The following is a 21,346-nucleotide window of genomic DNA, read 5'->3' as shown; positions in this document are numbered from 1 at the left end:
GATGATTACGGCGCAAGTTCCAGGCGGAATTGCGCGCCCTGCTCGACCGCCGCTTCCAGGCAAGTCTTCATCTCGGTCAGTTCTTCCACCACATGCTCGCAGTCATCCAACTGATCAGCGAAGTCCGGCTCTTCGGCAATCGCATCGAGCAGCGCGACCATCGTCTTCAATCCTTCGACCGGCGAGTACCACTCGTCCCAAGGTCCCAGCGCCGCTTCTAGATCTTCTTCGTCGCCGTCAAAGTCTTCCGGAATCGGGCGATCGTCGCCAAACGAACTAAAGCGAGCGACTTCGATCGTTTCGGCGATCGCGTCCAAGGTTTCAAACTGGTCGAACAACAGCTTCCCTTCGGCCTCAAACTTGACGCCGGTCAATTTTGGATTGAATACGGGAAAAACCGACATGCCCATCGCACGATCCTTATCGCAAACGTGACGACCATCGCATCGGCCCAGCCGCGCCAGGCAACTTTGAAGAGAAACTTGTGGTCGCACGTCCCCTTAATATAGTTGGAAAACGGCGATTTGGTTAGGGAACGTAGGAAACTACGGCTTCACGCCGCCGTACCAATGGTTTCTCGCCTTAACCACCAAGTTGTTCGCAATCTTTCCATGTAATTCCCTGCATCCGATATTCGCCTATTCAAGCAGACTATTTTCAGAAATCGCCAATGAAACGTTTCCCCTGTTTCGAAGCGATGCCATAGAATAGGACTAGCAGTCCAGCCTTTCCGCTACTTCGGCCCCACTTGGATTCTGGCGATGAGCGACAAACCACAAGCGAGGCTCTCGACCGCCGGAGCCGCCGTTAGCTTCCTGATGCTGCTGGCGTTCGTTTACGTCGGTTCGTTCGTCTATCTCTCGTGCTACGGCTATGACGAGCCGTTTGTGTGGTCTCGCCAAGGCTATTATTTCGCCGAACCAATCACCACCGCCGGCGGAGAGCGGCATCTGCTGCTAGGCCGTATTTATTGGCCGCTGGTCGAGTTGGATGCAAATTGGATTACGGGGCGCCGTCCTGGTCTCACGCTGACTCAACTTTGTTCGTGTCCAGAGTCGGACACTTCGCGTTAGGCGATTGTGTGATGACCAACACTCGGCCGATTCGATCCTACCTGCGTGACGGACTGATCATCATCTTGTTGGGTCTGCTCATCGCTTATTTGGGCTCCTTCCTCTATCTCTCCCGCGTCGGCATGCAAAAAGCGGAAGAGTTTGACATGGACAGTTACTATTTCACCGAGCCGGCCTGGACGCAGGAGCGACAGCAGATGGGGGAAACGCTCTGCATGCTTTACTGGCCATTGATCGAGATCGACGCACGGTATGTCTCTGGCATGCGTCCAGGGATTGTCCACCCGGTTCGTTTGATCAATGACACCCAATTCACGCCGCCTGGCAATTACCCTCGACTCGAGAGATCCGCATTTCCGTCGAATAGCCGCGACTAGCGATGATTGCTTACGCTTCTTCCGGCAACTGCGGAACCGGCGCGATCACCAAGTCATGAATTCGCCAATCATAGCGGGTCGCTTCGTCGGTCAGTTCGCTCAGGCTTTGCGGCAAATCACCGACAAAGTTGGGAGCGACGACGATCAACGCTTCGCCAAAATAGACATGTCCTTGCTCCCGCATCCGTACGCTGGCGGCGACGATCCAGTCGCGTGACAGGAGGAGCGATTCTAATTGCTGCGGCAACGGATCCGTGTTGTCCTCACCGACTTTTTTCGGCGCCTCATCCATCAGATTCGTGATCACCTCCCGCAGGTTGCGATATCCGTCATAGAGCACGCTGAAAGAAATCAAGCCGGCCGCGGCGGCGTCCGCCCACCAAAATCCAAATCCAACTCCGACAATTCCGGCGATGGCCGCCAGCGCCGTTTGCCAGTCGGCCCGGTTCATCGCAGCGTCGGCAAATAATACTTTGTCATGCATGGTTTTCGCCAACGGCAACTTGGCGCGTCCCAACCACATCGACGGCAACGAACTGTAAAGCAGCGCCGGGATCATCAACCAGCCCAACCAGATCGTTCGTCCAAATATCTGCACTCCGCCGATCGTCGGGTGCTCGGCGACGATGAGCTTGTAAACCGCATCCACAAGCAGCCAAGCGCCCATCGTGAACAGCGCCAGCGAGGCGCACAAAAATGCGATCGAAATCACGCGATGATAGCCATACGGAAATCGCTTATTGGGGGGCCAGATCGCGATTCGTGTGGCGATAAGAAAGACGAGGGGAGGAATAAACCCGAGCATGTCTTCCATCCAGGCCGTCTTCATCGCTTGGGACGCGCCCATCGAGAAAAACATCACCACAACGACCGAAGCGAGATACGCGATTGTCAACCGCTCAAGCCGGCGCGCCTTGCGGAGCGCTTGGTCTTGTTGCGGCGGGAACTCCAGTGCTGGCGACAAAGGCATGCTAGACCCCCTTCCGATCGTTCCATTGCCGTATTTCTTCGGCATGTGCGGCTAACCAGCGATCCAAAAGCAAAAGCCAACGGTTTTCACCTGGGGGAACGAGGAAAACATGCTCGAGGCCGGCCGCGTCTCCCCAGGAGCGGGTCAGAGCGACGCGCCCTTCCCAAGGAGTCGGTCGCACAAAGCCGCCGATCGCCAGATCCAGCTCTCCCCGCTCTAATCGCTTTACCAGCTCGCTCTCATTTCCGGCTTGCCAAACAATCTTGGCTTGTTGTTCCGCCGCTAGTTTTTGGACAAGCTCTACTTCGAATCCGCTCCGCTCGCCGTTCTGTTCCACGGCCCACGGAGCCTGCTGCGTCATGCCGACGCGCAGCACATGACCGCGAACGCGATCGGCCGTACCGTGGGGATCGCGAGGAAATTCGCAGCCCCAACAGAGGATCAATCCAGCCGAGATACCAAGTGCGAAATAATGGGAAAATCTCATACGATGGACGCTGCCCTCGCTGATGTTAAGAATTGACGCGCCCCGTCGAATCTCTCAATCTTGAATTATCGCATCGATTACGTCTGGGGAAAGTTGACTCGCCCCCCCGGTCATGGAATACTTCGGGCCTGTTCTTTCTCTCTTCTAGCTGGCGGCTTGGCGAGGAATTCGCGATGGCGAACGTCTATCAACTTAACAGTCCCCGTGCTTCGCTGCGGGAATTCGCCTTTGAACTTTCCTGGCCGCTGATGCCGATCGCGTGGATCATTAAGATCTTCGGCATTCGAACCGCCGGTTCGACTGACGATCCGGCGGTGGATCGAATCGACGAATTTGTCACCGAACGCGAGTGGCCCGCTAATATCGAAACCAAGCTCGCGCCGGAACTCGCGATGCTCGCGGGGCTGGGCTTTCGGCAAGCGGTGCGCCATGAAGTGACGCTCCCCTCACACAACACGACCATCTATCGGGTGACGATGCTGCACGAAACGAGCAAGTGCGTCGCCCGCGTGCAGTACCGCATCTGGCGGCAACCAGCGCTGACGACCGACAAATTGACGCGTCAAATCGAGACGCCGCTGCAGGATGGATCGTATCTGATCACGTTTGGCGGGCAGCCCGACTTGCTCGCGCCTGATAACTTTTTGGTCGAGCGCTGCGGCAAGAAGAAGACGTTTGGGCAACTTTGGCAACGACATCAAGAGCGGCTGGCCGAATCGATACGCCCTGCGCGAGAGCTCTATACTCGCGAAGACCTGCTCGATTACATCCACGAGCAGCATGAAGAGCTGATCGCGTTTCATGTAAAGCGCGGCCTCTTCGATCGCCCCGAGCCGCTGGATCCCGCCTATACGTCATCGACCGCTTCGTCGGAACTGGGCGAGAGCGATCCCGGTACAGAACCGATCGTCGCCGCCGTCACCAGCGATGATCCCCAGTATCGCGATGTCTTCGCCGAACTTGACAAGCTTGAGAAAAATCAATCGAGCTGGGGAGCGATGATCACGATGCTGGTGATCTCGTTTTTGCTGTTCGCCGCGGCGATCGGCTGGCAGCAAGATTTTACGGCGCTGTTGCTACTAGCGCCGATCCTGCTGTTTCATGAAGCAGGGCACTTTCTCGCGATGAAGCTGTTCGGCTATCGCGATACGAAAATGTTCTTCATCCCGTTCTTTGGCGCCGCCGTAAGCGGGCGCCATCTGAATGTCGCCGGCTGGAAAAAAGGGCTCGTCTCGATGGCTGGACCGGTCCCGGGAATCTTTGTCGGCGGCGCGATCGGGATTTGGGCCCTCTTTCAACCGGCGGACTGGAAGTTTCAGTTGGCTTTGGCGACGCTGCTGATCAATGGGCTAAACATGCTGCCGATCTTGCCGCTCGACGGAGGCGCCTTTTGGCAGGCGATCTTGTTTTGTCGGCACCGCTTTCTAGATGTCGCGTTTCGCGGCGCCGCGATTGCGGGGCTCGGTTTGATTGCGTTGGCCACCGGATCTTATCTCTTCGGATTTATCGGCATCACGATGGCGCTCGCGCTGCCGACAGCCTATCGCATCGCTTCTGCAGTCGAACGACTGCGAGCGCAAGGTTTTGCGGCGATTTCCAATGACGGCAAATCGATTCCGCGCGACGAAGCGATCACCCTGATCGACGATATACACGCCCACTTTCCTGAGCCGCATCATCCCAAGATCATCGCCCAGCATGTCTACGCTGTCTTTGAATCGCTGAACGCTAAAGCCCCCGGCGTGCTGGCTACGCTGGCGCTAGGGATGCTTTACTGCGGTTCGTTCTTGGCCTGTTTGATCTTGTTGGCGGTGATCTTTGTCGGACGTGACTCCAGTCTGCAGGACCTGTTGGACCTAGGTCTATCGCAGCCGGAGACATTTTACGACGCCGACTCGCAGCGCTCGACCGAAGTCGGTCCGCTCGCCGGCAAGACCATCACCTACACGTCGCAGTTCGCCGACAAAACGGCCGCCGCCGCCGAGTACGATCGACTCGCGAAATCGGAGGGTCCGCTTCGCCTGCTACAGATCGGACCGACGCTGTTTGTCACCGCGCCGGCAGAAGGCGAAGCGACCGATGCGTTGTTTGATCAACTTGAAGCAGTCGGCGGCGAGCCGTTCGCTTCGACGCAGGGAGCGCTGCTGCGAACGATGACGATCGCGCTGACAGCCAGCGACTCGTCCGAGATGTTGAATGATGCTGAAACGTTTCAGACGATTCCATTTTTCGTTCAGGCGATTGCTCCTTGGAGTCCCTCTTGGGACGCCGCCGCAGCCGAGCAACGTGAAAGTTGGCGCAAGTCTCGAAAAGCGTTTGCAGAGTTGCGGCAGGCTGACTACGCCTTGGACGCCCCAGAATTGAAAAATCTCGAAAGCGAAATGGACGCAGCGCTGCGGCGCGGGGATGAAAAACGCTTGTCCGAAATACAGGAGCAACACCAAAAATTGCTTCAGCAGAAGCACCGAGAAGCGAAAGACGCGAAAATAGCGACGCTGGAAGATCCGGCGATGAAAGAGCTGCTGGCGGCCTACTACGCCTATGAAACAGCGTTCGAAGAGCGGCCGAGCGATTTCTTTGCTGCTGAAGAAGGAGTTCAAGTCCCCCGGCAAAAGCAGCCGGAGCATCAAAGACTGATCGAAGCGGCGGCGATCCTCGGGCAATTGCCCGAGCGACAAGAGATCGATTGGAACGACCCCCCGCGCTACTTTGTGTATGGAGAAACAGCCGGCCCGATTCTCATGCTGAAGGCCGATACGACTCATCCAGAACAACTGCTGCCGGAGTGGGGCGCTTGGTATGAGCGTCGCAAATGCGCGGACACGAAATACGACGTTCTCGCAGGTGGAATTTGGGAAGATTTCTAATCCTCTGTTTCGCGAACCTTGTCCCCCGCTTTGGCGTCCAATCGGTTACGTCGCACTTCGCTCTCCACCAATACAGGAATGTCGATGGGTAAGATCTACGAATCGATCGATGATCGTGTCGCACAATTCATTCGCCACCAAAAGCTGTTCTTTGTCGCTACGGCGCCGCTAGCGGCCGACGGGTTGATCAATCTTTCTCCCAAGGGGCTCGATTCGTTTCGAATCTTGGATGAGAAAACGGTCGCCTATCTCGACTTAACCGGCAGCGGCGTCGAGACCATCGCTCACGCCAAAGAGAATGGCCGCATCACCATCATGTTTTGCGCCTTTGACGGGCCGCCGAATATCTTGCGGCTGTATGGTCAGGCCGAAGTGCTGGAACCCGATCACGCCGACTTCGCTTCGTTGCGTGAACTCTTCCCGCATATGCCTGGCACGCGTTCGATCATCCGCGTGCATGTGCAGCGGATCGCCGACACCTGCGGTTATGCGGTGCCGAAGTATGAATTTGTGGAAGATCGTACGCAGCTGATCGACTACAGCGTCGCGAAAGGTCCTGACGGGTTGGTCGAGTATCGCCGCGAAAAGAACGCGACCAGTCTCGAAGGCTTGCCGGGTCTAGACAACTTTAACGGCGAAGCGACGATCACCTAGCGCCGTAGAGCACTAACCGTTGGCGCCGCCGGTTGGCACATCGTCAGCTTGCTCCTCTTCGGTTTCTCGATCGTCCTGGGCATCTTCTCGCCGAGCGATCATTCGCTCGCGCGTCCGTTCGATCAGCTTGAGGATTGTCGCCTGAGCCGTCTCGTCGGCAAAGTTCTCTCGCGACGCTCGATCGATCATTTTCAGCTGATCCTCGATCGCCTCCTTATCCTCTTCACGACGAACGCGCGCGGCGATCGTTGACAGCGCTTCCATCAGACGCAATGTCGCCGCTTCGCTGTCAGCGCCGCTTTGCCGAATCTGATTGAATGCGGCGCCCAACACTTCGGCAAATGAGCAGGGCCGCGCGATCACGCGCAACTTGTCGTCGTCATCATAACGATAGGAGGAAGGAATCTCGCTCAGCGCTAAGCGGCACAGCGCGGCGCCCAGCCGATCAATGCTGTTCATCGCGGTAAAGGAGTCATTGATCCCCGGCGACAAAGCGCGGATGGCGACCTGCACTAGTTCATGCACGGCGCAGTTTACATCTTGCCGCGGCGTTCGATTCGTTCCCACGATCAACGTTTCTCGAATCGCACGCAACAAGTCGTCGTCAACCTTGTCCGGCGGCCCCACATCCGCAATCGCGTCGCCGGTCGTGATAAAATCACCGGGTCGCTTCCGCAATTCTATCGTCACGTCATTCGACTTGGCGGCATGCAGCAGCGCTGAAACGTCGATCCCCTGCAGGTATCCTTCGGCCGTCGTATCGACCGCGACGCAGTCTTGATGAAATTGCTCCATTTCGTCATCGCTCGGCTCTCCCTCCGCCGGGCGAGCTTGGCCGATTCGTTCGGGATAGAGTCGTTCGATCGAAGCGTTCAAGTCATAGCCGAGCGCCTCGACGATTCGCGGCGCCTGGATCTCGCTGGCGACTTCATGCACGAAGTAAATCAAAATCATCAAACAGGCGATCGCCATAATGATCGCGGCGTTGACCGAAAGAACCGGCACATAGTCATCGCGATCCTGCAGCGTCCGCAAGACGAGAAAACAATAGACGCTGGTCGCCAACAACGACCCCATCGCGATTTGGGCGGTATTGTCTTCCATACGACTGCGCAGTACGCGTGAGCCATACTGACCCGACGCGATCGACAGCGTCACCATATTGAGCGAAAAGACGACGCCGGCGACGGTGACCATCGAACCGGCGATCGTCGATAAGACCGAACGTGACCCGGCGGTGGTCGTCTGCAGCCAGATCGATTCGTATTTCGAAAAGTCAACGGTCAGATCCAGCATCGGCAATGTGAAGCCGAACATGATCCCGACCGCCAAAAACAAGCTCGGCACAAACCAAAAGCTGGCCCGCGATTGATCCCATAGCGATGTTAGTCGCGTTTCCATAAAGTGATCTTATTGGCTCAGGAAAAGTGGGGTCAGAAAATCAGCGGCCGCATCCCATTTGTCGGCCGCCGCACGAAAATCGACTTGCATCGCTCGCTTGGTCTGCGGCGTCTCGACTTGCGCCGGCGCGGTGACTTTCGTATTCAGCGGGATTTGGGCGCTTGGCCCGGCCGCCAACGCCGTTTCGATCTCTGGTTGTAACAGATAGTCGACCAACTGCTCCGCTTTTTGGAGATGGGGGCAATCTCTGAGGATCGCCAACGTGTTCGGTATGTAGAGCGTTCCCAACTCCCCTTCCCCTTGATCGGGATAGACGATCGCCACCGGCGAACCGCTCCGCAGCTCTCCCATCGCATCGTCGGTATCGGTTAGACCAAACGCAATTTGTCCATTCCCAACGGCGACGGCGACCTGCTTGTTGCCGGGAAACATCCGCGCGTTTGCTTTTAGCTGGGTGAAAAAGGCTTTCGCGTCGTCGTCGCCCCATGCCGAAAAAAGGACCGCCGCGTGCGTCGCGGTCGTTCCGAACAGCGGCTTGGCGAAACCGCACTTCCCCTCCCATTTTCGATCGACCAGGTCACGAATCGAATCGGGACGCGCTTCCTCGCTGACCAGATCGGTATTCACTAACAGCACCCGCGCTCGACTGGCGAAGCCGTGCCAGGCGCCGTCGGGCGAACGAAACTCGGCCGGAAAATCAGCGGCGTTCGCCGGCACATACGCATGCAGCAAACCTGCTTTCTCCAGCCGTATCGTGTTCAGAACTTCATTGTTCCAGAAAACGTCACAGCGCGGCCGCGCTTGCTCGGCCAGCAGCGCCGCGGTTAGGCCAACCGTCTTGTTCGCTTCGGTATCATACTTGGCGGCGATATGAACGCCGGTCGCTTTCTCGAAAGCGAGAAAATGGGGCTCCGAGAATTCACGGTCCATCGCAACATAAACGACCGCTTCGTTATCCGATCCAAAACGACAACCGATGAGCAGTATTACCAGCGACGCCCAACCGACAACGCCCATCACGCTACCGGCCGACGCCTTCGTCCACTTTCCACGCTCCGCTGTCTGTTTTTCCCAGCTCATCTCGCTACCCATTCGCATCCACCGCCGCAAACGATCTCCGACGCATTCCCCACACCCACAGCGATACGACGCTGCTGGCCGACAGGGCTGATAAAATCTCGGTCTGGTCGGCCATCAGCAAAATCGAATTGCGGCCCAATAAAACCAGCGCGCCGATCATCACGAGCACGATGGCTTGCACCACGATCCACAGACTCGCGTTCCGCCGCTCGTACTGCGGGGGCGCCTGCAAAGCTTGCCAGTCGAGAATCGCAACCCGCAAGTGTCCTGCCGAAACGACCAGCTGAAAAATAACGGCCACCCCCCACGCAAAGACTCCGGCCGCCGATAAATGCTGCAGATTTTGCGGAAAGTCGGGCCAGTCGAGTCCGCAGATGACGGCGCCAACAAGCGATACCCCCCCGGCGACCGCATGCGACCAGGGACGACGAACGACAGAATCGGAGAGAGAGGACATCGTCTCTGGCATTATTCCTGCGGGCAAAAGAGTTTCGGTCTAGAATAGCAAGTATGAATGACAATTTCTGCCGGGCCCATTGCGCCGGGCCCTGGATACTCCGATCGCCCAAGGATTACGCGATGCGATGGTTGCTGTTTGGCATGCTGCTACTGATGATCGGCTGCGGATCAAGCGAGCAACCGGCGCCCACGGCGAAAGTCGCGCCGACGCCGTCGCCCAGCGCCGATCCGCCTGCCGCGGAACAGCCTGTCGAACCGGCGAAGCCAACGGAGCCGGTCAGACGAGCGACGATGGAGCCGGTGAAAAAAGATGACGACGGTTCGGTCGCGGTGTTGAACCAGTTTATGAATAACGACGGCGCGGCCGAGCGCTTTCGCGCGGCGCCGACCGATCCGTATGTCGAGTTCACGATTGATCCGGCAAAGCTGGCCGCCAACGATCTACGACAGTTGCAAGGGAAGCATCTGACGCTGATAACCGATTTGCCCTCGTCGCCGGAAGTGGACGAATTGCCCGAGGTGTTTGACGCGGCGTTTCCTCTCTGGTGCGACTACTTCCAAATCGATCCCGAGAAGTACGCTGATTGGCGCGTGAAGGCTTGCCTGATGTCACGCGAAGCGCCGTTTATCGGGGCCGAACTCTTCCCGGCTGATTTGCCGAATTTTTTGCACGGCTATTCGCGCGGCGACGCGTTCTGGCTCCGCGATCAGCCGAGCGCCCAATATCGACGACATCTGCTGCTCCACGAAGGAACGCACGCGCTGATGGAACGAATGTTCGGCGGCGGCGGACCTCCCTGGTACTCGGAAGGAATTGCGGAATACTTCGGCACCCACTATTGGCGCGACGGCAAGCTGACGGTCGGCGTCATTCCGGTCTCCAAAGAAGAGATGCCGATGTGGGGGCGGATCAAAATCATCCGCGATGACTTTGCAGCGAGCAAGGGGAAAACGTTGGACGACGTGATGAACTATGCGGCCGACGCGCATTTGCAAAACAATCCCTACGGCTGGTGCTGGGGCGCCGTCAACTATCTAGAAAATGATCCGCGTACGCATGATCAATTCCGCAAGCTGCAGGAATATGTCCGGCTCGGCTATGACATGAACCGCCGCTTCAAAGAATCGCTCGGCGACCAATGGCCGCAGATCGACGAAGGTTGGCAGATGTTTGTCGCTAACGCCGACTATGGCTATGACTTTCCCCGCAACCAAATCGTCTACACGCCTGGCAAGCCCTTGTCTGGCGACACAGCGACGGCGTTCATTCAGTCCAATCGAGGCTGGCAATCGACCGGCATTCTGCTGGAAGTTGGCAAAACCTACGAGATCGTCGCCAAAGGGCGTTACCTGTTGAAACAAGACCCCGAGTGGCCCAGCGAACCGAACGGGATCACGCTCCACTATTTCAACGGCCGGCCGCTGGGAGAACTGCTGTGCGGGCTCCGTCCTGACGACTGGAACGGCCCCGCCGCTTCGCCGCTGACGATGTACGAAACCGTCGGCAATCACCGCACGCTGACTCCGCCGCTGACGGCGACGTTGTACATGAAAGTGAACGATAATCCGGGCCAATTAGCGGATAACATCGGAGAGGTTGAAATCCACGTACGCGAGCAACCGCAGTAACGTTGAATTTGCCTTCGCCGCTAGTTTCCCTATGCTTTGAGTAGGGAGAACGTGATGAAACATGGGATCGCACTGATCGGTTTGCTGCTGTTCGCCTGGCCGACGATTGCGCAAGAGTCGCCTCGCGACACGGCGCCTTCGGCTCCGGCGCTGCGGCGGTTTTCATCGCGTGAGCGGTACTTGTACGGCTCGCTCTATAGCGGCGTAACGCGGCGCCCTGCGATCGATCAATACCTGCTCGACCAAGGACTCGACTCGGCCGGCAAGCTGCCGATCTTGCCTTATCGCCGCAGTGCTGACGCAACGTTCCCCAACGGATTTCCGTTGCCTGCCCAGACGCGGCGCGGATACGCGCAGCCCAAGATCGGACTCGAGCGTTACTATCGCTCGACGCGTCCGCTGCCGCGCTTAACGGCGACCGAGCGAGCCGAAGCGCCCCTCTATCGCGGCCCCTCGCGTCCCGGCATGATCGCTCCGAAGGCCGAAGCCAATCGGTCGACGCCGAGTTGGCAGCGCGACGGGAAGTAATCCTGCCGCTGAATCAAGAATAGCAAAACGCCTCGACGAGCGAGGCGTTCTGCTTTTTGAACAACAAGCTTGGCTCAACCACCGCCGCCGCCTGATTTTTTCAGGTCGAAATTAGCGTTCTCGTTGGAGCCTGATTTCACCTCGTAGGTCAATTCCGAATCGCTGTTGTACATGATCGGAATCGTTTCCTTCCTCGGCTTAACACCTTCTCCTGAGACCGTGGCGAGCGTAATGCGAACCACATTTTCGCCGATGAGCGCCCCTTTTCGATCAGCGGTAAACTCTAGCTCGTAGTGTCCGCTTGCGTCGGTCGTACCGTGCGAAGGTCGATCTTCACCGTGATAAAACGACACGAGCGCGTCGGGTAATGGCTGACCGTTTAGCGTCACCGTTCCGGAAACAGTCGCCAAGCGCGGTCCGCTACCGCCGCCGCAACCGAGTACCATACTGACAGATATCACGACGATACCCATCAACTGCTGCGGGAATGAAATCTGAGTCACGTTCATAGGATGCGCCAACTTTTTAAGAATCTGAGAAACAAGATGCGGATCACTGCGGTCAGTAAGGGCCGATCACCTCGTCGCCGTCCATCGTGCCGAGGGCGGCTTGCACCCGCAACGGAATCGTTTCCGGCAGAAAGACGACGCTGGCGTCGCCGCGCAGGAACTGGGCTCCACCCGCATGCAAACTGCTGGGGTTGTAGGTCGTCGAACCGTTAATGACATAGTCGGTGTCATTCGACGAACGTTCCATCCGCAACCGAACCTGAAACTGCGAGATGCCGCCGGAAATGCTGCCGCCAAAGTCGTTGTGATAGCCGATCCAGAGCGATGCTGTCGGTCCCCCTTTGGAACAACGCTCTGCGACGATGATCGTATTGCTGAGCCCATCGGTGATGTCACGGAATCGGGTTTCTGAGTTATCCGTAAACACCGCTGGTCGATCGGACCCGCCGCTACCGTTGGTCGCGGTCGCATCGGTCGAGTTGTAGTAGGCCGAGAAAATGCCGACGTAATTTGACTTGGCGAAGTAGATGCCGTCGGTTCCCCCCAGTTTTTTGTTGAGGTCGCCGCCGGGATCCGACGGACAGAGATAGGCGGTCAGCGGCGTTTGCGCCAACGGCGGACGTCCGCCGACGCCGGTTGTGGTGACCTCGGTGATATCTTCCCAAGGTTCATCGAACGCGCCGGCCGTGGAGAGCGCGTCGAACAAGTTGGATTGCTCGATAAAGGGAAGCAGCATCGTGCCCCAAGCCAACTGATTGCTGGTCACGATTCCCGGGGGGAGTCGTAGATAAGTGTCATGGTAATTATGGAGAGAGAGCCCAATCTGTTTCAGATTGTTGCTGCAACTCATTCGCCGAGCCGCTTCCCGCGCCTGTTGCACCGCAGGGAGCAAAAGCGCGATCAACACGCCGATAATGGCAATCACCACCAACAGCTCGACGAGCGTAAAGCCCCGTCGGTGGCGATAGGCCGGAGAGAAGGATACGTTCATTTGATGTCTCGCCTGAAAAGAGATGAAAGAAGAGTGAGAATCACCGCAATTGCGGATAGTTAAATTTGGTGGGTTTTAAGAATAATTCGCGCCACTAAGACAATACTAACGGGCTTTTACGCGCCAATACACCTCAGATTTCCGTTTTTTTAATTTTCCGCGGCGCCACAATTGCGTTCGGGAGGATCGCTTGAAGTCATCTGAACTATATATTTTGAGTATCTTTGCGATTTCTCGAGTCAGCTACGATCGAGGGGGTTTTCGCGCGCTAGCAGACCTTAGCTTGCCAAGGAAGCCGCCAGGGAGAAACAAACGGCCCCTGTGCAAAGATGATCATGCGTCTGCGGTGCTGGGCGGCGGAATCGCGCAGGACGCGATGGGGCGTTTTTTCGAGACCTTGGATCGCCCGCAAACAAGAAATAAAAAACGCCGGCACAATGGCCGGCGTTCAAAAATCATCGGATCGCGGATGCTTAGCCGTCGATGCCGGCCCAATAACCGCCGCGCGAATGCTCGAACATCACTTCGATGCCGGGGCGCGAGACGTCGAACTCACCTTCGCGATAGACTTCTTTACCGCAAACCCAGGTACGCACCGGCCAGCCGGTTACTTCGCGTCCTTCAAACGGGGTCCAGCGGCACTTGGTCTGCATGTGCGGTCCGCGAATCGCCATCGTCTTGTTCATGTCGACCAGGACCAGGTCGGCGTCATAGCCCACTTCGATGCGGCCTTTTTCCATGATGTCCCAGACCAGCGCCGGGCCTTCGCACATCCAATGAACCACATCCTCCAGCGTGCATTTTTCTTTTGCGACCAGGTCCAGCATCAGCGGCAACGACGTTTCGACGCCGGGCACGCCGGACGGGCTGTCTGGATAGCGTTGGCACTTGTCCTCGTAGCGATGCGGCGCGTGGTCAGTCGCGACAATCTGAATTTGATCGTCCAGCAGCGCTTGCAGCAGAGCCGCGTTATCCGCCGCCGATTTGAGGGCCGGATTCATCTGGGCCAGCGTCCCCAGATTCATATAGTCCGACTCGTTCAGCAACAGGTGATGCGGCGTCACTTCGGCCGTGATTAGGTCGGCGTGATCTTCAAACTCGGCCAACGCCAATGCCGACGACATGTGGCAAAGGTGGAGCCGGTGCTTGTATTCTTTCGCCAGCGCAACCGCTTTGCGAACTGCTGACGCTTCGGCCTCCGGCGTGCGAATCCGCGAGTGATCGACCACGTTGCGGGTCAGCCCGAACTCTTCAAAGTTCTTCGTGATGATGTTTTCGTCTTCGGCATGGACGGCGATCGGCAGCTTCGTCTCAGCGAAGATCGCTTCCAGCATCGCCGGATCTTTCAAAAAGAGATCCCCGGTGGTGCTCCCCATATAGATCTTGATGCCGGGGGTCCGCTTCGCCTTTTTCAACTCGCCGATATTGTCGATCGTCGCGCCCATAAAAAAGCCGTAATTGACGATGCTCTTGACCGAAGCCAGCGTCAACTTTTCTTCGAGCAATTTTTGCGAAACGGTCGCCGGACTGGTGTTGGGCATGTCCAGAATCGTGGTCACGCCCCCCTTGGCCGCCGCCATGCTGCCGGTGCGGAGGTCTTCTTTGTCGGTGCCGCCGGGATCGCGCATGTGAACGTGGGCGTCGATTACGCCTGGCAGCAGATGCATGCCGTAGGCGTAAACGGTTTCATCCGCTTCGACCGTTTCGGCCGGATCGATTTCAACGATGGTCGCCCCATCCAACAAAACCGACGTTTTTGACGGACCGTCGGGAAGCATCACAGTGGCGTTCTTAATCAGCGTTTTCATGCTATTTCCTTAGGCCGCAAAGGACCGCGGGCGTTCCAATCACTTCGGCGACGACAAGACAGTCGCGGCGCCAGAGACGGAGAAAGATTCGAGATAACAGGCCGCACTCAAGCGGCTGACCGAGCCCCAAGGCGGCTCGCGATGACCTGTCGGGCAACCCCGAAGGCCGGGATCGCCGCCAAGATACAGGCGACGTCGGTCTAGCGTAAGTCGTTAATGTACCGCGAATTCGGAATGGTTAAAAGCGGGCGGACGGACAGCGAAATTAGTTGTCGTAGGTGAACGATTCGGATACTATCGGAGCCAGCTGCATCAGGCCACGCCACCACCACCCACAATGACTACTCCGTCCCGCCCAGTCCGCAACTTCGTTTACTGCCGATTTCTGCGGCGCAATCTCGTATCGACCGTCCAATCGCACGCTTGAACGAGCACCTCGTGGCCACTTCTCAGGAAAAATAACTCCCTACGTCGTTTCCGATCCAAGAGCCGCATCGCGCACCTTGCGTCTGAACAACTTGAAGTGCGCGCCATGCTGGCAGGCGATACTTCGTCGCATGCCGAGCTGGGGCGGCGTCACCAATAATTCCTTGGAGTTAAAATGATCTTCCCCAAGCCGAAGCCTATTTCACTATCAGCGACGCCGCAGCAGTTGTTGACGCCCAGGGTGAAATCGTCAGCCTACCGAGCGACTTGGATTTGATCAACGAATGGGAGACGTTCAGGGTCAATGTCTGGGTCCGTCGGTCTGACGAGATCTCTGGCGACTTGACGGACGTTTCGCTGAATCTCGATTACAACAACCAGTGGTTTCAGTTGGCCAGCCTTGCGCCTAGCAGCGGCGTCGGTTCGTTGAACGTCCAGAACACCGGCGAGGTATTGGAAATTACCGCGAGCCAGTTTGCCGCGACCGACGCCGCGATTGATGAATTCCTCTTGCTCGGCAGCTTTCGCTTTCGACCGGTGACCGGTGGAGCTCTGGCGAATGATGTCGAAGACAATTATCCCACGACCGTCGCCGACCTACAGTTTTCGCTCACCAACATCGAACTAACGACAACCGAGTTCGTCAATCATCCTGGCCAACAGGTCGGCGCTCCGGCGACGCAGTTGCAAGCTGTCCCGTACGATGTCGATGATGAGGGCGTGGTTGGGTTGATCGATTTGACCTACTTGATTCGCAACATCGGGAAAAATGCCGATCGCGGCGGCCAGATCCAGTTCCCTCATTACTATCAGCCCCCGGCGCCGCTTGAAACGGAATCGCTCGTCGCCATGTCAACCAGCAACTTGCTCGAAGCCGAAGAGATCCCTCCCAGCGAACCGCTCAGCCCGCCGCTCAGCGACGAAGAGGCGAACCGCGATGCTGCGTTTGGCACGCTTGACTCCCTGGTCGATTGTTGGGAATCGTCCATGGACGACAATGCGGTACAAGAGAACTTCGAGCAAGCGATCTCGTTCGCCCACACCCAATGGCGACCAAACTATGTGCCTGATTGGGTGCTGCAAGAATCGGCGGTCGCCGATTGCCTCGTCGAGCATGTGGTGGAATTGCTCGACGAATTGGAAGAAGAGTTTCCGCGGCTCGAGCGATTTTTCGACCGGTTAAAGAGCCGATTTGAGGATCGCTAACAGGTCTTGCTCGCTCGGGCGACGCGGGTTGGTTCGCATCAAGCGCGTGATCGTGATGCTCTTGGCGGCGAAGCCGGGGAGCATCTCCGGCGTGACGCCATACTCGCGCAGGCGTGCGGGGATGCCGATCGCCTGTTTGAGTTGTTCGACTTGGGTGATCGCCGCCGCGGCGGTTGGTTCGCCGCCAAGTAGTTGCGCCACGCGGGCAAACTTTTCGGTTCGCGTTTCCAAATTGAATTGCATCACGTAGGGCAACAGCAGGCCATTTCCACCGCCGTGACTGCAATGGACTGCGCCGCCGATCGGGTATTCCAACGCATGCACAACGGCGACTCCGGCGTTGGAAAAAGCGAGCCCGGCCAACGTCGCCGCCAAGGCCATGCCTGTGCGGGCCTCGATATCGTCTCCCTGCCGTACGGCTTGCACCAAGTGTTGACCGACCAGCGCGATCGCTTTTTCGGCGAGCGCGTCGACCAACGGATGCGAACCGCTATAAGGCGCCGGCGCGTCGCTGTCGTGTTCCAGCATATCGAACGTCGTGGACGTGTAGGCTTCGACCGCGTGCGTCAATGCGTCGATGCCGCTGTCGGCCGTTACTTGCGGCGGACAGGTCGCCGAGAGGAGCGGATCGACAATCGCCAACGTTGGCCGCAAATATTGGCTGAGCGTGCTGACCTTCATCGCGTTTTCGATATCGGTCAACACCGCCGATTGCGAAACCTCACTGCCGGTCCCGGCGGTCGTGGGCAGTGCGATGATCGGCGTCACCGCGCCGGGGACCTGATCCCAGCTAAAATAGTCGGCCGCTTCGCCGCCGTGAGCATGCAAGATGGCGACAATCTTGGCCAGGTCGATGTTGCTGCCGCCGCCGAGACCGCAGATCGCGTGGGGGCCAAACTTTTGAGCCGCCGCCTGCGCCGCGACGGCGACGCTAAGATCGGGTTCGGCGCAGCTGCCGTCAAAGATTTCGACCGTGATGCCGGCGTCGATCAAAGCCTGTCGAACCTTGTCGACCAGCCCTAGTCGCACCAGCGTCGCGTCGGTAACGATCAGCACGCGCGACCAGCTGCGCCGCGTCGCCAACAAGCCGACGCGCTGACTAGCGCCAGCGCCAAAGGTCAGCTCGCCGGCCGAGTAAAAGCTCCAGTCGTTGGCCATTGCGGCGTCTAATCCTGCTTGGCGAGCAGCGTTTCGAGAAACTTCGCAACCAGCGTCGCGTCATCCTTCGAGACGAAATGATCGATTTGCGCCTGGGGAACTTTCAGCTTTTCGAGATGGCCGATCACGCGTTTCCAGACGGTCGCTCGCTTTTTCCCTTCGGCGAGATAAAGCTCGGTGATGTTCTCTTGCAACTTCTGAATCGCGATCGAATCCCGATTGTCGTAGTAGTTGCGGATGATGTTCTGTTGGTGTTTCGAGAAGTTTTGAGACATGGTCGGTCTCTCCCGGGAAACAATGCGTCTGGAAAACGAACTAAGCAATCGTGGCAAAGCCAATAGCCGCTGTAAAGGGTGACTAGCACGCGTCATGCTAGCGGATCCGGCTCGGCGATGGGGGCTTTGTCGGCAATGGTGGAAAAGTCTCGCACCAAACGGTATCCGTCGCCGCGCAGCGACAGCAAAACTCCGCTCCATAAAATGGCCGGAATACCAACCAACATGATCGGGAATGCACTGTGTTGCGGGTAATAGACCCACAGGATTAAACACCCGAAAGACAAGCAACCGAGCCCGGTAAAGATCATGGCCACCGGAGAGAATCCGCGTCCCCCCGGCGAAAGCCCGCAGCGCATGTATCCGGCTAGCATGATCACCACCACAATCCCCATCGGCAGCGACTCGGCCAGCGGGCCGATCGCCCATTTTTGGAATAGGCCCATGGCGACAAGAATCGCCGTCAAGTAAACGCAGTCGAGCGTGGTGATCGGTAGGGAAATCCGCTTTGGTGATGTAGGTTCTTCGTCGATGATGCGCTGAATCCGCCAACAGCGACGCCGATTCCAATAGGCGATCGCGGCGGACAACAATGCGGTCGCCGACCAGAAGACGAGACCATGGCGCAAAAACAGCATGTTGGCCATTTCCGGATTGTCCCGCCAGAATGACCAGTAGGCGATCGCTACAACAATTGCGTGAGAACCTCCCAAGATGAAAAACGTCAGTGCAAATCGTGACGGCGAGATTGCCAGAAGATAGAAACCAATCGCCAACGAAGCGGCCAAGCAAGGTATGCATGTCTGCCAGACAAGACCTAAATGCGTCAGCGTCAACTGCGCCATCACGGCGATCATCGCTACGCCATAACAGCAGGCGAACGCTGGGGTACGCCAGGGGACGGCGTCGCGCACGGCAGGCGTTGATTCGGCGTCGTAAGTGATTTGACTCATCAGGCGATCCCGGTCCATTGGTCCCATTCAATATACGCAACTCGGCGGCAAATCGCTCGCTTTGGTCGCGCCGCGGCCAGGAATTTGTGATACAAACAAATGGTTCCGATCGATGAGGGGCTAGAATGAACGACGAACCGCAATTCGCCCTGCTGCGTGATCCTGCCGCCCAGTTCTCGGTGAGAGACGCCGCGGTGATTCTCGCACCGTTCAGCGGCGAGATCCCGGCCGAGTTTCTCCAAACGCTCCATCGTCGCCCCGGCGTATTGCTCCGGAATCTTTCTGAAAAAGAGGCGCTCGAAGCGGCCGCAGCCCTGGGCCGCGCCGACATCGCCGTGCGTGTGGTCGCCGAAAAAGAACTGGTCGAAGTCCCGGCGCCGCCGCGCTATCCACTGAAAAGCGCGATCCTCGAACCCGACGCATTTGTGGTCGACGTCCCGCGCTGGACCGGTCGCATCCCCTGGGACAAGTTCTTTCTACTCGATATTGTGCCCGAGTTCGTCCGCAAGAGCGGCACGCTGGAACTCGATCCGCATGACTCGCAACTCTACGCCGAGACAAACTCCAACACCGCGTCCCTCTCTTCGCGCCCGCGAACGTCCATTACCATTTATCTCGAAATCCTGTGTCGCGATCCGTTGATTCGGATGCGGATCGATCGCAACGCGTTCGCCTATCGCAAAGCAGGCATCCCGGTCGTTCCCAGCCGCGAGACGAATTTTCGCACCCTGGCGGAGTTCATTCAGGCGCGCTGCGTCAACGCCGTCATCGGTCCCGGCTTTTCGCAGCTGAACAAAGGGATGAATTCGACCAAAGAGTCGAACTATGACCGGGCCCGCTTCGAGAACCTCTCGACCTGGTTGCTAACGATCCAAGAGGTCGCCGGCTAGAAGGTCGCAACTTTTGCGGGAGGAAACAGTTGAATTTTGCGCGAAGCTGCCGTTATCCTTAAGATCTGGAAGCAAACAATTCTTACTCAGCCGCCAGGAACGACGATGGCCAGCGACGAAACGATCATCGTGCCAGAGATGAATCCCTTTGCGTCTCCGATGGCTGACGTGAGCGTCTCGGTCGCCGAAACAGGCTATCGCGTGCGAGGAAACAAGCTGGAAGCCCGTACGCCGATCCAACTTCCCCACGTCTGCATCCACTGCGGAGACGACGCAGGTGAAGGCCGGCGCTTCGATCGGAAGATCTATTGGACGCCCCCTTGGATCTTCTTACTGCTTTTGGCGGGGCCCATTTTTGTCGTGATCGGATCGATGCTGGTCCGCAAGCCGCTGCAGATCGACTATGCGCTTTGCCCAAACTGTAACGGTCGCCGCAAAACAAAGATCGCGATCGTTTCGTTGATTTGGCTAGCGCTGCTGGGCTGTACGATTTCGGCGATCGCGTGGGAAAGCGCCGTATTGGCTGGCGTCTGCTTACTGCTGTTTCTCGCCGGAATTGTCGGGCTGATCATTTGCGGCGAGCACTTCAAAGCGACGAGCCACACCGCTGGCGTCTTTCAAATCGCTGGCGCAAAGGCTCCTTTTTTGGAGCATCCCATCGTTCAGCGCCAATCGCTGGATAGCAGCGATTCGTTCTAAGTCAATCGTTGGCGTCGCGCTTCCGTTATCAACTACCCAAAAGAGGAAGCGCCGCCGCGCATGCGGCTCAATGGCAAAGTGAGCGGGAGAAAAACGGCCGTTGCGGTATACCCGCAATACCCCCCCTCTTCACGGTTCTCCGCAAATCCCTGATTTTGCAGGCCTGCGCCAAGCAAAACATTCTAGGTTTGCGGTACACAAGCACGATACATCGTGTATCGTTGCGGAGGTTCCAAACTCCCTTCAGCAGGGAAGATCCTTTGGACAGACGCGTTTTACTTATCGAAGATAATCCGCTCGATCAACTCCTCGCTGCGACGATCTTGCGCAAGAACGGCTATGTCGTAAAAATTGTCGACGATGGTCGGGATGCGTTAGAGCGAGTCGCTGGCGGAGAAGTGTTTGACATTATCCTTGTCGATTACGAACTTCCGACGCTTAACGGCATTGAAGTCACGTACGAGTTGCGATTGCTCGGTTTCCGCCGATCCATCGTAGCCGTCAGCGCCGGATCCGAAGCCGAATTGATCAGCGATTGGCGAGACGCCGGATGTTGCGACTTTTTGGCAAAGCCTTATTTACCAAGACAACTTCGTGAGCTTGTCAATCAAACGCTGATTCGACGCTCGGCGAGACGGCCGATGGCCCTCGCCTGGCAACTCACGGACCTGCGTACATAATCGCCACAGGGGCAGACTGGGCGATTATAATGACGTAGGCGGCAGGGGCGCCGCCTGCGTTTTTTTCGTTTCTTGGTCGTTCAACTAGCCGAACACTCGCCCCACAATGTCGCTGGTCTTTGTGCGCTTCAACTGCCGGCCCGCTCGACCGAGTAGAGGGAGAGGACGAATCTCGGAACGCACTTGGAGCGGAAGCAGGCGATATCGCCGATCTCCTTCCACGGCG

Annotated in this window: 22 protein-coding genes; 10 read left to right on the top strand and 12 right to left on the bottom strand. The window is 57.5% G+C overall.

Going from position 1 to position 21,346, the window contains the following annotated elements; translation table 11 throughout:
• Window positions 1–5: 5 nt before the first annotated feature.
• Entirely contained in the window at window positions 6–404 is a 399-nt protein-coding gene (locus tag DSM3645_RS02565; protein WP_131282149.1) for a hypothetical protein, read from the bottom strand.
• Window positions 405–761: 357 nt separating this feature from the next.
• Here DSM3645_RS02565 and DSM3645_RS02560 point away from each other — a divergent pair, with 357 nt between their 5' ends.
• Together DSM3645_RS02560 and DSM3645_RS02555 are read left to right on the top strand one after the other, a co-directional pair.
• Window positions 762–1,073: a hypothetical protein gene (locus DSM3645_RS02560; RefSeq protein WP_002650445.1), complete on the top strand. Its 312-nt coding sequence runs from the start codon at window positions 762–764 to the stop codon at window positions 1,071–1,073.
• Window positions 1,074–1,084: 11 nt separating this feature from the next.
• A complete protein-coding gene (locus DSM3645_RS02555) occupies window positions 1,085–1,450 on the top strand; it encodes a hypothetical protein (protein ID WP_002650444.1) in 366 nt (121 codons plus the stop codon).
• Between the two features lie 10 nt (window positions 1,451–1,460).
• Here the strand turns inward: DSM3645_RS02555 and DSM3645_RS02550 are convergent, their stop codons facing one another.
• Together DSM3645_RS02550 and DSM3645_RS02545 are read right to left on the bottom strand one after the other, a co-directional pair.
• Window positions 1,461–2,420: a cation diffusion facilitator family transporter gene (locus DSM3645_RS02550; RefSeq protein ID WP_040351553.1), complete on the bottom strand. Its 960-nt coding sequence runs from the start codon at window positions 2,418–2,420 to the stop codon at window positions 1,461–1,463.
• Between the two features lies 1 nt (window position 2,421).
• On the bottom strand, window positions 2,422–2,907 hold the full coding sequence (locus DSM3645_RS02545; RefSeq protein ID WP_081444692.1) for a transporter substrate-binding domain-containing protein: 486 nt from the start codon (window positions 2,905–2,907) through the stop codon (window positions 2,422–2,424).
• A 173-nt stretch (window positions 2,908–3,080) separates the two neighbouring features.
• On the opposite strand from DSM3645_RS02545, the gene DSM3645_RS27575 reads away from it, so the two are divergent.
• Window positions 3,081–5,774 carry a site-2 protease family protein gene (locus DSM3645_RS27575; protein ID WP_002650441.1) on the top strand — a complete coding sequence of 898 codons (2,694 nt, stop codon included), beginning with the start codon at window positions 3,081–3,083 and terminating at the stop codon, window positions 5,772–5,774.
• A gap of 84 nt (window positions 5,775–5,858) precedes the next feature.
• Window positions 5,859–6,428 carry a pyridoxamine 5'-phosphate oxidase family protein gene (locus DSM3645_RS02535; RefSeq protein ID WP_040351552.1) on the top strand — a complete coding sequence of 190 codons (570 nt, stop codon included), beginning with the start codon at window positions 5,859–5,861 and terminating at the stop codon, window positions 6,426–6,428.
• A gap of 12 nt (window positions 6,429–6,440) precedes the next feature.
• On the opposite strand, the gene DSM3645_RS02530 is transcribed toward DSM3645_RS02535, so the two are convergent.
• The 3 genes from DSM3645_RS02530 to DSM3645_RS02520 are packed head-to-tail and all read right to left on the bottom strand — an operon-like array spanning window position 6,441 to window position 9,366.
• Entirely contained in the window at window positions 6,441–7,829 is a 1,389-nt protein-coding gene (locus DSM3645_RS02530) for a DUF2254 domain-containing protein (protein WP_002650439.1), read from the bottom strand.
• A gap of 9 nt (window positions 7,830–7,838) precedes the next feature.
• Window positions 7,839–8,909 carry an extracellular solute-binding protein gene (locus DSM3645_RS02525; RefSeq protein ID WP_202594916.1) on the bottom strand — a complete coding sequence of 357 codons (1,071 nt, stop codon included), beginning with the start codon at window positions 8,907–8,909 and terminating at the stop codon, window positions 7,839–7,841.
• A gap of 4 nt (window positions 8,910–8,913) precedes the next feature.
• On the bottom strand, window positions 8,914–9,366 hold the full coding sequence (locus tag DSM3645_RS02520) for a hypothetical protein (RefSeq protein WP_002650437.1): 453 nt from the start codon (window positions 9,364–9,366) through the stop codon (window positions 8,914–8,916).
• Between the two features lie 122 nt (window positions 9,367–9,488).
• Here DSM3645_RS02520 and DSM3645_RS02515 point away from each other — a divergent pair, with 122 nt between their 5' ends.
• The gene (locus DSM3645_RS02515; protein WP_040351550.1) at window positions 9,489–10,997 is read left to right on the top strand and encodes a hypothetical protein; all 1,509 of its coding nucleotides are present in this window, start codon (window positions 9,489–9,491) and stop codon (window positions 10,995–10,997) included.
• A 54-nt stretch (window positions 10,998–11,051) separates the two neighbouring features.
• Window positions 11,052–11,525 (top strand): hypothetical protein, encoded by a 474-nt coding sequence (locus DSM3645_RS02510; RefSeq protein WP_002650435.1) that lies wholly within the window; start codon window positions 11,052–11,054, stop codon window positions 11,523–11,525.
• Window positions 11,526–11,599: 74 nt separating this feature from the next.
• Here the strand turns inward: DSM3645_RS02510 and DSM3645_RS02505 are convergent, their stop codons facing one another.
• From DSM3645_RS02505 to DSM3645_RS02495, 3 genes are all read right to left on the bottom strand, one after another.
• Complete coding sequence (locus DSM3645_RS02505; RefSeq protein WP_002650434.1) at window positions 11,600–12,034, bottom strand: carboxypeptidase-like regulatory domain-containing protein; 435 nt, start codon at window positions 12,032–12,034, stop codon at window positions 11,600–11,602.
• Between the two features lie 52 nt (window positions 12,035–12,086).
• Entirely contained in the window at window positions 12,087–13,025 is a 939-nt protein-coding gene (locus DSM3645_RS02500) for a DUF1559 domain-containing protein (RefSeq protein WP_002650433.1), read from the bottom strand.
• A 473-nt stretch (window positions 13,026–13,498) separates the two neighbouring features.
• Entirely contained in the window at window positions 13,499–14,833 is a 1,335-nt protein-coding gene (locus DSM3645_RS02495) for a dihydroorotase (RefSeq protein WP_002650432.1), read from the bottom strand.
• 693 nt (window positions 14,834–15,526) lie between these two features.
• On the opposite strand from DSM3645_RS02495, the gene DSM3645_RS02490 reads away from it, so the two are divergent.
• Window positions 15,527–16,465, top strand: a complete 939-nt coding sequence (locus DSM3645_RS02490; RefSeq protein WP_002650431.1) for a hypothetical protein — start codon at window positions 15,527–15,529, stop codon at window positions 16,463–16,465.
• On the opposite strand, the gene DSM3645_RS02485 is transcribed toward DSM3645_RS02490, so the two are convergent.
• The 3 genes from DSM3645_RS02485 to DSM3645_RS02475 form a co-directional block, all read right to left on the bottom strand.
• Complete coding sequence (locus DSM3645_RS02485; RefSeq protein ID WP_002650430.1) at window positions 16,439–17,623, bottom strand: iron-containing alcohol dehydrogenase; 1,185 nt, start codon at window positions 17,621–17,623, stop codon at window positions 16,439–16,441. The two genes, DSM3645_RS02490 and DSM3645_RS02485, sit on opposite strands and share 27 nt — an antisense overlap.
• Window positions 17,624–17,631: 8 nt before the next feature.
• A complete protein-coding gene (locus DSM3645_RS02480; RefSeq protein ID WP_002650429.1) occupies window positions 17,632–17,898 on the bottom strand; it encodes a hypothetical protein in 267 nt (88 codons plus the stop codon).
• Between the two features lie 92 nt (window positions 17,899–17,990).
• Window positions 17,991–18,851: a hypothetical protein gene (locus DSM3645_RS02475; protein WP_131282146.1), complete on the bottom strand. Its 861-nt coding sequence runs from the start codon at window positions 18,849–18,851 to the stop codon at window positions 17,991–17,993.
• A 125-nt stretch (window positions 18,852–18,976) separates the two neighbouring features.
• Between DSM3645_RS02475 and DSM3645_RS02470 the strand changes: the two genes are divergently transcribed.
• From DSM3645_RS02470 to DSM3645_RS30590, 3 genes are all read left to right on the top strand, one after another.
• Entirely contained in the window at window positions 18,977–19,741 is a 765-nt protein-coding gene (locus tag DSM3645_RS02470; RefSeq protein WP_002650427.1) for a hypothetical protein, read from the top strand.
• 105 nt (window positions 19,742–19,846) lie between these two features.
• Window positions 19,847–20,440 (top strand): hypothetical protein, encoded by a 594-nt coding sequence (locus DSM3645_RS02465; RefSeq protein ID WP_131282143.1) that lies wholly within the window; start codon window positions 19,847–19,849, stop codon window positions 20,438–20,440.
• Window positions 20,441–20,700: 260 nt separating this feature from the next.
• Complete coding sequence (locus DSM3645_RS30590) at window positions 20,701–21,120, top strand: response regulator (RefSeq protein ID WP_002650425.1); 420 nt, start codon at window positions 20,701–20,703, stop codon at window positions 21,118–21,120.
• Window positions 21,121–21,346: the final 226 nt, after the last annotated feature.

Source organism: Blastopirellula marina DSM 3645 (genome assembly GCF_000153105.1).
GTDB lineage: Bacteria > Planctomycetota > Planctomycetia > Pirellulales > Pirellulaceae > Blastopirellula > Blastopirellula marina.
The sequence above is the reverse complement of the archived record's forward strand: the minus strand, read 5'-3'. Positions and strand labels throughout refer to the sequence as shown.